The 10,405-nt window shown below is 70.6% G+C and carries 9 protein-coding genes; 1 reads left to right on the forward strand and 8 read right to left on the reverse strand.

Annotated elements, in window-relative coordinates; genetic code table 11:
• Positions 1 to 60: 60 nt before the first annotated feature.
• From folP to glyA, 8 genes are read right to left on the reverse strand one after another with little or no spacing between them, the layout of a single operon-like run.
• Entirely contained in the window at positions 61 to 945 is an 885-nt protein-coding gene (gene folP / locus ACFVDI_RS24330) for a dihydropteroate synthase (RefSeq protein ID WP_378911356.1), read from the reverse strand.
• Positions 942 to 1,826: a bifunctional methylenetetrahydrofolate dehydrogenase/methenyltetrahydrofolate cyclohydrolase gene (locus ACFVDI_RS24335; RefSeq protein WP_378911357.1), complete on the reverse strand. Its 885-nt coding sequence runs from the start codon at positions 1,824 to 1,826 to the stop codon at positions 942 to 944. Before ACFVDI_RS24335 ends, folP begins: the two co-directional genes overlap by 4 nt.
• 24 nt (positions 1,827 to 1,850) lie before the next feature.
• Entirely contained in the window at positions 1,851 to 3,224 is a 1,374-nt protein-coding gene (locus ACFVDI_RS24340; protein WP_378911358.1) for an L-serine ammonia-lyase, read from the reverse strand.
• Positions 3,224 to 3,856 (reverse strand): sarcosine oxidase subunit gamma, encoded by a 633-nt coding sequence (locus ACFVDI_RS24345; protein ID WP_378911359.1) that lies wholly within the window; start codon positions 3,854 to 3,856, stop codon positions 3,224 to 3,226. The genes ACFVDI_RS24340 and ACFVDI_RS24345 overlap by 1 nt, the downstream gene beginning before the upstream one ends.
• Positions 3,849 to 6,758: a sarcosine oxidase subunit alpha family protein gene (locus ACFVDI_RS24350; protein WP_378911360.1), complete on the reverse strand. Its 2,910-nt coding sequence runs from the start codon at positions 6,756 to 6,758 to the stop codon at positions 3,849 to 3,851. Before ACFVDI_RS24350 ends, ACFVDI_RS24345 begins: the two co-directional genes overlap by 8 nt.
• Positions 6,755 to 7,045 carry a sarcosine oxidase subunit delta gene (locus ACFVDI_RS24355; protein WP_378911361.1) on the reverse strand — a complete coding sequence of 97 codons (291 nt, stop codon included), beginning with the start codon at positions 7,043 to 7,045 and terminating at the stop codon, positions 6,755 to 6,757. The genes ACFVDI_RS24350 and ACFVDI_RS24355 overlap by 4 nt, the downstream gene beginning before the upstream one ends.
• A 12-nt stretch (positions 7,046 to 7,057) precedes the next feature.
• The gene (locus ACFVDI_RS24360) at positions 7,058 to 8,275 is read right to left on the reverse strand and encodes a sarcosine oxidase subunit beta family protein (RefSeq protein ID WP_378911362.1); all 1,218 of its coding nucleotides are present in this window, start codon (positions 8,273 to 8,275) and stop codon (positions 7,058 to 7,060) included.
• Positions 8,275 to 9,570 carry a serine hydroxymethyltransferase gene (gene glyA, locus ACFVDI_RS24365; protein WP_378911363.1) on the reverse strand — a complete coding sequence of 432 codons (1,296 nt, stop codon included), beginning with the start codon at positions 9,568 to 9,570 and terminating at the stop codon, positions 8,275 to 8,277. Before glyA ends, ACFVDI_RS24360 begins: the two co-directional genes overlap by 1 nt.
• Before the next feature lie 127 nt (positions 9,571 to 9,697).
• Between glyA and ACFVDI_RS24370 the strand changes: the two genes are divergently transcribed.
• Complete coding sequence (locus ACFVDI_RS24370) at positions 9,698 to 10,375, forward strand: GntR family transcriptional regulator (protein WP_378911364.1); 678 nt, start codon at positions 9,698 to 9,700, stop codon at positions 10,373 to 10,375.
• Positions 10,376 to 10,405 lie beyond the last annotated feature (30 nt).

Here is a 10,405-nt window from a genome sequence, read left to right on the forward strand (position 1 = left end):
GCGACTCACCTTCCAGGCGCGCCAGCACGGTGGGCAGGACCTCGGTGGCGGAGCGGCGGCTCACCGCTCCCCCGCTCTGGTGCCGGCCAGCCCGGCGTCGACCGTGGCTCCGCGCAGTCGGGCGGCCACCCTGGACGCGGCCGCCGCGCCGGAGACCGAGTGGACGCGTACGCCCCAGGCGCCCTCGGCCGCCGCGATGGCGGCGACGGCGTCCGACGCCTCGTCACGGTCGGCCGGGACGTCCGCGACGCGTCGTCCGTACATCGCTGCCTCGGCGAGGAACCGCTTGCGGGAGGCCCCGACGAGGATCGGGAAGCCGAGGTCTCGCAGCCTCGCGAGGGATGCGAGCAGCTCCCAGGACTGGGTGGCGTTCTTCGCAAAACCCAGGCCCGGGTCGAGGACGATGCGCTCGGCGCGTACGCCGGCAGCCAGCGCGGCGTCGACCCGGCCACGGAGCTCGGCGCAGACGTCGTCGACGACCGAGTCGTAGTAGCAGAAGTCGTCCATCCGGGTGGAGTGCGCCCGCCAGTGCATGAGTACGCAGGTGACGTCCGCCTCCGCGAGGAACGGCAGCATCTCGGGGTCGGCGAGCCCGCCGGAGACGTCGTTGACGATGACGGCTCCGGCCGCGACCGCCTGCCGGGCGACCGAGGCGCGCATGGTGTCGACCGAGACCGGGAACCCGCTCCGGGCCAGGCCCTCGACCACCGGGACGACGCGGGCCAGCTCCTCGGCCTCGCTGACCCGCTGGGCCCCGGGCCGGGTGGACTCGCCGCCGATGTCGAGGATGTCGGCGCCGTCGCGGACGAGCTCGTGGCCCCGGCGTACGGCGGCGTCGACGTCGTGGAATCGGCCGCCATCCGAGAAGGAGTCGGGGGTGACGTTGATGATGCCCATCACCTGACACCGCCGAGCCGTCGCGACCGGCACCCGCACCACACTCATGTCAGCGCCCCGACGATCGCCTCCCTGGCAGCCAGCTGCTGCTCGGCGATCTCGACGATGTTGGTCAGCAGCATGGCGCGCGTCATCGGCCCGACCCCGCCGGTGGCGCCGGTCATCTTGCCGGCGACGACGTCGACGTTCGGGTCGACGTCGCCCAGGATGCCCTCGATGGTGCGGGTGATGCCGACGGACAGGACCGTGGCGCCGGGGCTGACCCAGTCGGGCTTGACCAGGTGAGCCACGCCCGCCGCGGCGACGATGACGTCCGAGGCTCGCGCATGGGCGGCGACGTCACGGGTCTCGATGTTGCACAAGGTGACGGTGGCGTGCTCGGTGGGACGGGTGAGCATGAGCCCGAGGGGCCTGCCGACGGTCAGGCCGCAGCCGATGACGCAGAACCGCTGACCGGTGATCGGCACGTCGTGCTGCCGCAGCAGCTCGATGATCCCGCGCGGCGTGCACGGCAACGGCGCCGGGGTGTCGAGCACCAGCTTGCCGAGGTTGGTGGGGTGGAGGCCGTCGGCATCCTTGTCCGGGTCGATCAGCTCCAGGACCCGGTGGGTGTCGACGTGTGGCGGCAGGGGCAGCTGGACGATGAAGCCGGTGCAGGCCGGATCCTCGTTGAGCTGCTGCACCGCGGCCTCGATCTCGGCCTGCGTCGCGCTCGCGGGCAGCTCGATGCGGATCGAGGCGATGCCCACCTCGGCGCAGTCGCGGTGCTTGCCCGCGACGTAGGAGTGGGAGCCGGGGTCGTCGCCGACGAGGATGGTGCCGAGACCGGGGTCGATCCCGGCCTCGTGCAGGGCCTTCACCCGCACGGTCAGCCCGGCCTTCAGCTCGGCAGCGACCCGCTTGCCGTCGATCTTTGCTGCGGTCGTCATGCGCTTCTCCTTCTCGCGAGGCCCTCAGCACTCGATGACGTTGACGGCGAGGCCTCCGCGGGAGGTCTCCTTGTACTTGATCTTCATGTCCGCCCCGGTCTCGCGCATGGTCTTGATCGCGGCGTCGAGGGAGACCCGGTGGCTGCCGTCGCCGCGGGCCGCGATGCGGGCGGCGTTGATGGCCTTGTTGCTGGCGATGGCGTTGCGCTCGATGCAGGGGATCTGTACGAGACCGCCGACGGGGTCGCAGGTGAGGCCGAGGTTGTGCTCGATGCCGATCTCGGCGGCGTTCTCGACCTGCTCCGGGGTGCCGCCCAGCACCTCGCACAGCGCCCCCGCGGCCATCGCGCAGGCCGAGCCGACCTCGCCCTGGCAGCCGACCTCGGCGCCGGAGATCGACGCGTTGATCTTGAACAGGATCCCGATGGCAGCGGCGGCGAGGAGGAACCTGACGATCCCGTCCTCGTCCGCGCTGGGCACGAACTTCTCGTAGTAGTGGAGCACGGCCGGGACGATGCCCGCGGCACCGTTGGTCGGGGCGGTCACGATCCGGCCACCCGAGGCGTTCTCCTCGTTGACGGCCAGGGCGAAGAGGTTGACCCAGTCCATCGCCCGGAGCGGGTCGGTCTCGTCCGTGGAGGCGTGCAGGTGGGCGTACAGGCCGGGGGCGCGTCGTGGGACCTTCAGCCCGCCGGGCAGGGTGGGCTCGACCCGGGTGCAGCCGTTGTGCACGCACTCCTGCATGACCGACCAGATGTGCAGCAGCTCGCCGCGTACCTCCTCCTCCGTACGCCACGCCAGCTCGTTGGCCATCATCACGTCGCTGATCCGCTTGCCCGACTCGGCACAGACCGCGAGCAGCTCCGCCCCGGTGGTGAACGGGTACGGGATCGGGGTGGCGTCCTCGACGATCCGGTCGGCACCGGCCGCGTCCTCGTCGACCACGAACCCGCCGCCGACCGAGTAGTAGGTGCTCTCCTGGAGCACCTCCCCGGTGTCGCCGAACCCCCGGAAGATCATCCCGTTGGGGTGTGCGGGCAGCGTCCGGGTGCGGTGCATGACCACGTCGTCGGCGTCGAACTCGATGTCCCGCGCGCCGGACAGCCTCAGTCGCCGGGTGGCACGGACCTCGGCCACCCGGGCGTCGGCGTTGTCGGTGTCGACGGTCTCGGGGCGGTTGCCCTCGAGACCGAGGACGACCGCCTTGTCGGAGCCGTGCCCGTGCCCGGTGGCGCCGAGAGAGCCGAACAGCTCCACCTGGACCCGGGCGACGGCGTCGAGCAGCGACTCCGCCTTCAGGGCATCGGTGAACTGCACCGCCGCGCGCATCGGGCCGACCGTGTGGGACGACGACGGTCCGATGCCGACGGAGAACATGTCGAAGACGCTGAGTGCCATCAGCCGGATCCCAACACTTTGAACTCGGCCATGGCGTCGATCAGCCAGCGGCCCAGGAAGTCGGCGTACGAGGCCCGCGGCAGGATCCGGTAGGAGTCGGCCTCGACCTTCCACAGGATCACCGGGACACGTCCGATGTTGGTGACGACCGCCGTGCCCGACGCGTTGGCCCGCGGGTGGAGGTCGAGCGGGCAGCCCTTCTCCAGGACGGCCTGTGCGGACGGGCCCTCGAGCCGGAGGGTGGTGCGGTTGGCCGACAGGTCGACGACCGCGGCACCACCTTCGGAGACGCCCGCGCGCAGGTAGGACACCAGGGTGGAGCCGGCCACGCTCTGCGAGATGACCAGGAACTCGTCGGGCGAGAGCCACAGGACGACCACGTCGTGGCCGGTGGCGACCTCCCCGCATCGCTCGGGGAGCTCGGCACCCAGGATCTTGGCCAGGCGCGCCCGGTCGGACGAGCCGACCGGCACCCGCAGGCCGACCATGGTGAGGAACTGCTCCTCGCGCACCCGCACCCCGAGGGCTCCGGTCACGCCGGCGTCGACGAAGGCGCCATGGAGGTGCTGGGCCGGGCTGACGCGCAGGCCGGAGATCGTCTTGTCGAGCGGCTCGATCGTGGTCTCAACCATCGCGGCGGCTTCCTTCCGGGTCGTAGAGGACGGTTTCAGCGACGACGACGTCGACCAGCCGGTCTCCGACCGGTGCGACGAGGGTCTGGCCGATGCGGTTGCGGCCATCCTTGATGAGTGCCAGCGCGAACGAGCGCCCGAGCGCGGCACTGTGGTAGCTCGAGGTCACGTGGCCGAGCATCGGCACCGGACCGTCGGCAGGGGTGATCGGCGTACCGGCCTCGACGAGCTGGGTGCCCTCGGGCAGCCGGAAGGACTTGTCGACGGGCAGCACCGAGACCAGGTGCTTGCGGTCGGTGCGGGAGGTGTCGGCCCGGCTGTAGGACCGCTTGCCGACGAAGTCCTTCGCCTTGGAGACGATCCACTCCATGCCGGCGTCCTGCGGGGTGACCGTGCCGTCGGTGTCCTGGCCGACGATCGGGTAGCCCTTCTCGGCGCGGAGCACGTGCATGGTCTCGGTGCCGTACGGGGTGATCGCCCACTCCTGGCCGGCGGCATGGATGTCCTTCCACACCTGCGGCCCGAACCAGGTCTCGACGTTGACCTCGAAGGCGAGCTCGCCGGAGAACGAGATCCGGCACACCCGCGCCGGGATGCCCGAGGCGAGCGTGGTCTCACGGAACGTCATGAACGGGAACGCCTCGTTGCTGACGTCGAGGTCCGGCGCGATCTTGGCGATCACGTCGCGGGACCTCGGGCCGACGACCGCGACGGTGGACCACTGCTCGGTGACCGAGGTGAAGCTGACGTCCAGGGTCGGCCACTCGGTCTGGTGCCACTCCTCGAGCCAGTCGAGGACCTTGGCGGCGCCGCCGGTGGTCGTCGTCGTGAAGTAGCGACCCTCGTCGATGCGGAGCGTGACGCCGTCATCGAACATCATCCCGTCGGGCGTGCACATCACGCCGTAGCGGGCCGAGCCGGGGGCGAGCTTCTTGAAGGCGTTGGTGTAGATCCGGTTGAGGAACTCACCGGCGTCGCTCCCCCACACCTCGATCTTGCCCAGGGTGGTCGCGTCCATCATGCCGACGGACTCGCGGACCGCGGCACACTCACGGAGCACGGCCTCGTCCAGCGACTCGCCGTCCTGCGGGTAGTACCAGGGCCGCAGCCATTGCCCCACGATCTCCATCTCGGCGCCGTGCGCGACGTGCCACGGGTGGATCGAGGTCAGCCGGGCCGGGTCGAACAGGTCGCCCCGCTCGCGACCGGCGAGCGCGACGAACGGGACCGGAGCGTACGGAGCGCGGTACGTCGTCGTGCCGATCTCGCCGGGGCTGCGACCGTCGTTGAGGGCGGCCGCGATGACCCCGATGGCGTTGACGCCGGAGGTCTTGCCCTGGTCGTTGGCGGTGCTGATCGAGGTGTAGCGCTTGATGTGCTCGACGCTGCGCATGCCCGCGCCGGTCGCCCGCAGTACGTCGTGCACCGTCTGGTCGCGCTGGAGGTCGACGAAGTGGTCGACCAGGTCGTCGAGCGCGACGCCGTCCTCGGCGACGAGCCACAGGGCGCGCGTGGTGCCGTCGCCCGTCGCGGCCGGGAGCGGTCCCTCCGGCACCTCGGTCGAGCCGGCGAAGCCGGTGGCGAGCAGCGCCGTCGCTGCTGCGTACCGGCCCTCGGCCAGGCACGCGTCGAGGGTGTAGCTGCCGCGGGCCGACCCGACGATCTGCTGGCCGGCGACCTCGCCGTCGGGGACGAACCCGGCCAGGTCCTCGTCCCAGCGGACCTTGCCCTGACGCTGGCTGTGCAGGTGGACCACGGGGCTCCAGCCGCCGGCGACGGCGACGACGTCGCAGGCGATCTCCCGCCGCTCGCCGACCGCGGCGCCGTCGGCGTCGATGGCCGACACCGTCGCCGAGGTGACCCGCGGGTCGCCGTCGGTGTCGAGGACGGCGGAGCCGAGGACGACCTCGATGCCGGCCTCCTCGGCGCGGCGGGCGGCCTCGGACCGCTCAACACGGGCGTCGACGACGGCTGCCACGGCGACCCCGGCGGCGGCCAGGTCGGCGGCGACCTCGTAGGCGCTGTCGTTGGTCGTCGCGAGCAGCACGTCGGAACCGGCGGCGACGCCGTAGCGGTTCAGGTAGGTGCGGACCGCGGAGGCGAGCATGACGCCCGGGCGGTCGTTGTTGCCGAACACCAGCGGACGCTCGTGGGCGCCGGTCGCGATGACGACCTGCTGCGCCCGGATGTGCCACAGCCGCTGGCGCGACAGACCGGCGAGCGCCTCCTTGGCCGGCCTGTCGAGGTGGTCCAGCCGGCTCTCGAGGGCGATCACGTAGTTGGCGTCGTAGCTGCCGAAGGCGTTGGTCCGGGTGAGGACGGTGACCTCGGGAGCGGCCGCGAGCTCCTCGGCGACACCACGCAGCCAGGTGTCGCTGTCCACGCCGTCGATCTCGAGGTCGCGGGCGGAGAGCAGCGACCCGCCGAGCTCGGGCTGGTCGTCGATCAGGATCACCCGGGCGCCGGACGCGGCGGCGTTGCGCGCCGCGGCCAGCCCCGTGGGGCCGGCGCCGATGATCAGCACGTCGGTGTGGACGTACTTCTTGTCGTAGACCGCGGTGTCGTCGGCGGGGTCGAGCTCGCCGAGGCCGCTGAGGTAGTCGGCCTGGAGCCCGTCGACGAGCTCGACGGCCGTGGCCGGCAGCATCGACTCGGCGACGGCGTCACCGGGGCGGCGCAGCCTGACCAGAGCGTTGGACTCCTCGACCCCGGCGGCGAGGACGCCACGGGGGCGCTGCCGGTAGAGCGAGGGGCCGCACTCGAGCACGCCGTTGGCGATCAGCGCGGAGGCGAGGGTGTCACCGGCATGGCCGGCGTACTCCTGACCGTCGACATGGAAGGTGAGTCGGGTCGATCGGTCGATGCGGCCGCCGTCGGTGAGGCGGTGCGACGTCGTGCTCACTGCGAGCCTCCATCCAGGGTCGGGCGTGGTTCGCCGGACCGGTAGACGGCGGCGATGCGGTAGGTGACGGTGTCGCGAAGGACGTTGAACCACTTGCGGCAGCCGGAGCTGTGGACCCAGCGCTCGGCGAAGATGCCCTTGGTGTTCTCGCGGTAGAAGAGGTAGCGACCCCACTCCTCGTCGCTGAGGGTGTTCGGGTCCTCCGGGTAGGGGACGTGCGCCTGACCGCCGTAGTGGAACTCGGTCTCGTCGCGGGGCCCGCAGTCGGGGCAGCTGATGAGGATCATCGTCGGCTCCTTTCAGTGGGCCACGGCTGCTGCGCCGTGCTCGTCGATGAGGGCACCGGTACTGAATCGCTCGAGCGCGAACGGTGCGTTGTACTCGTGTGGCTCGTCGTGGGCGATCGTGTGCGCCATCGTCCAGCCCGCTCCGGGGGTGCCCTTGAAGCCGCCGGTCCCCCAGCCACAGTTGACGTAGAGCTGGTCGATCGGCGTCTTGCTCACGACCGGGGACGCGTCCGGGGTGACGTCGACGATGCCACCCCAGGTCCGCAGCAGGTGCGCGCGGGCGAAGATCGGGAACAGCTCGACGGCGGCCGCCATCTGCTCCTCGATCACGTGGAACCCGCCGCGCTGCCCGTAGCCGTTGTACGCATCGACGCCCGCCCCCATGACGAGCTCGCCCTTGTGGGCCTGGGAGACGTAGACGTGGACGTGGTTCGACATCACCACGGTCGGGTGGACGGGCTGGTGGAGCTCGGAGACCAGCGCCTGGAGCGGGTGCGACTGGATCGGCAGGTCGAAGCCGGCCATCTCGGCGAGGACGCTGGAGTGCCCCGCTGCGCACAGCGCGACCTTTCCGGCCGCGATCGTGCCGCGGCTGGTCTGCACGCCGACGACCCGGTTGCCGTCCTTGACGATCCCGGTCACCTCGCAGTCCTGGATCAGGTCGACGCCCATCTCGTCGGCCTTGCGGGCGAATGCCCAGGCCACGTGGTCGTGCTTGGCGATGCCCGCGCGTGGCTGGTAGGTCGCGCCGAGCACCGGGTAGCGGATGTTGTCGCTGGTATTGATGATCGGGCAGACCTCCTTCACCTGGTCCGCGTCGAGCCACTCGGCGTCGATCCCGTTGAGACGGTTGGCCTCGCAGCGCCGCACCGAGTCGCGTACGTCCTGGAGGGTGTGGGCGAGGTTGAGCACGCCGCGCTGGCTGAACAGGAAGTCGTAGTCGAGCTCCTCGGGCAGCACCTCCCACTGCTTGAGGGAGTGCTCGTAGATCGCCGCGGACTCGTCCCACAGGTAGTTGGACCGGATGATCGTCGTGTTGCGCGCCATGTTCCCGCCGGCGAGCCAGCCGCGCTCGAGGACCGCGACGTTCGTGATGCCGTGGTTCTTCGCCAGGTAGTACGCCGTCGCCAGGCCGTGGCCGCCGCCGCCGATGATGACGACGTCGTAGGAGGACTTGGGCTCCGGGTTGCGCCAGAGGAAGTCGGGGTGCTCGGGCAGCAGGTCTGCCATCACTCGGCTCCGTTCGACTCGAGGAGGTGGGGGTAGAGCGGGTGCTTCTCGGCGAGGTTCGTGACCCGCGCGCGCAGCGCGTCGGCCGTCTCCTCGGTGAAGTCGTCCTTCAGCGCCGCCGCGATGATGTCGGCCACCTCATGGAAGTCGGTGTCGCCGAACCCGCGGGTGGCCAGCGCGGGCGTGCCGATCCGCAGACCGGAGGAGACCATCGGCGGGCGCGGGTCGAACGGGACCGCGTTGCGGTTGACGGTGATGCCGATGCGGTGGAGCCGGTCCTCGCCGTCCTGGCCGTTGAGCTCGGAGTCGCGCAGGTCGACCAGCACGAGGTGTACGTCCGTGCCGCCGCTGACCACGGAGACTCCGGCCGCCGCGACGTCGTCGGCGAGCAGCCGCTCGGCGATGATGCGGGCGCCCCGCAGCGTACGCTCCTGGCGCTCGCGGAACTCGGGCTCCGCCGCGACCTTGAAGGCGACCGCCTTGCCGGCGATGACGTGCTCGAGCGGCCCGCCCTGCTGGCCCGGGAAGACCGAGGAGTTGATCTTCTTGGCGATGGCCGCATCGTTGGTGAGGATGACACCGCCGCGCGGACCACCGAGGGTCTTGTGAGTCGTCGAGGTGACCACGTCGGCGAAGGGCACCGGGTTCGGGTGCAGGCCGGTCGCGACCAGGCCGGCGAAGTGGGCCATGTCGACCATGAGCCGGGCACCGACCAGATCGGCGATCCGGCGGAACTCCGCGAAGTCGAGCTGACGGGGGTAGGCGGACCAGCCCGCGACGATCAGCTTGGGCCGGTGCTCGAGGGCGAGGCGCTCGACCTCGGCCATGTCGATCAGGAAGTCCTCGCGGGAGACCTCGTACGGCACCACCTGGTAGAGACGGCCGGAGAAGTTGATCTTCATGCCGTGGGTGAGGTGGCCGCCGTGCGCCAGCGAGAGGCCGAGGATGGTGTCACCCGGCTCGAGGAGGGCGAACATCGCGGCGGCGTTGGCCTGGGCGCCGGAGTGCGGCTGCACGTTGGCGTACTCAGCGGAGAAGAGCGCCTTGAGACGGTCGATGGCGAGCTGCTCGATGACGTCGACGTGCTCGCATCCGCCGTAGTAGCGACGGCCGGGGTAGCCCTCGGCGTACTTGTTGGTGAGGACCGATCCCTGAGCCTCCATGACGGCGGCGGGAGCGAAGTTCTCCGAGGCGATCATCTCCAGCGTGTTCTGCTGGCGGCTCAGCTCGGCGTCGATCTGCGCACGGACCTCGGGGTCGAGGTCCGCGAGCGAGGCGGTCAAGACGTCAACCACGATGAACTCCCAAACTCTTGAAGTACGATTGATATATCAGTTCCGGATCACCAGTATGCTTGGTGGCGAAGACACCTGTCAACGGTCCAGACCAGACGGTTCAGATCAAAGAAAGTGGTGACATCGGATGACCGACCTTCAGGCACCCGTCCGGCCGACGGTCGGCGCGCCGCCGACCTCCCTGGCGTACGCCGCCTACGAGCGCATCCGGGACCTGCTGATCATGCTCGACATCAGGCCGGGCGAGCCGATCAACGACGGCCGGCTCGCGGACTCCCTGGGCTTCGGACGTACACCGGTGCGCGAGGCGCTCAAGCGCCTGGAGACCGACCACCTGGTCGTCTCCTACCCACGCCGGGGCACGTTCGCGACGGCTGTCGACGCCACCGAGCTGGGCGCGATCTCCGACCTGCGTCAGCAGCTCGAGCCGTTCGCGGCTCACCGGGCGGCGACGGCCGCCACCGAGCAGATGCGGGCCGAGCTGCGCATGATGGCCGCGCGGGTTCGCACCCTCGACGGGTCGGGCGACGACCGGCCGACGCTGATGCGGCTCGACATGTCGGTGCACCGGCTGATCTACCGCGCGACCGGCAACAAGCACCTCGAGGACGTGCTGATCCGCTATGACAACCTGGCGACCCGGATCTGGTGCCTGGTCGTCGACAAGCTCCCCGATCTGGCCTCCCACATCGCCGAGCACGCCGACCTGCTGGACGCGATCGCCGACGGCGACGCCGAGCGCGCCGAGCGGCTGACCAGGGAGCACATCGACAGCTTCGCCACGGCGGTCCGGCGGGTCCTCTGACCTCGCCCTCCCGAAAACACAGATCGGGCG

The sequence above is a fragment of the Nocardioides sp. NPDC057767 genome, assembly GCF_042798275.1.
In the GTDB taxonomy this organism is placed as follows: Bacteria; Actinomycetota; Actinomycetes; order Propionibacteriales; family Nocardioidaceae; genus Nocardioides.

Excerpts from the sequence above, each read along its gene's own strand:
- folP (WP_378911356.1), bottom strand. The coding sequence starts at position 945 with ATGAGTGTGGTGCGGGTGCCGGTCGCGACGGCTCGGCGGTGTCAGGTG.
- ACFVDI_RS24345 (WP_378911359.1), bottom strand. The coding sequence starts at position 3,856 with ATGGTTGAGACCACGATCGAGCCGCTCGACAAGACGATCTCCGGCCTG.
- ACFVDI_RS24355 (WP_378911361.1), bottom strand. The coding sequence starts at position 7,045 with ATGATCCTCATCAGCTGCCCCGACTGCGGGCCCCGCGACGAGACCGAG.
- ACFVDI_RS24335 (WP_378911357.1), bottom strand. The coding sequence starts at position 1,826 with ATGACGACCGCAGCAAAGATCGACGGCAAGCGGGTCGCTGCCGAGCTG.
- ACFVDI_RS24370 (WP_378911364.1), top strand. The coding sequence starts at position 9,698 with ATGACCGACCTTCAGGCACCCGTCCGGCCGACGGTCGGCGCGCCGCCG.
- ACFVDI_RS24360 (WP_378911362.1), bottom strand. The coding sequence starts at position 8,275 with ATGGCAGACCTGCTGCCCGAGCACCCCGACTTCCTCTGGCGCAACCCG.
- ACFVDI_RS24340 (WP_378911358.1), bottom strand. The coding sequence starts at position 3,224 with ATGGCACTCAGCGTCTTCGACATGTTCTCCGTCGGCATCGGACCGTCG.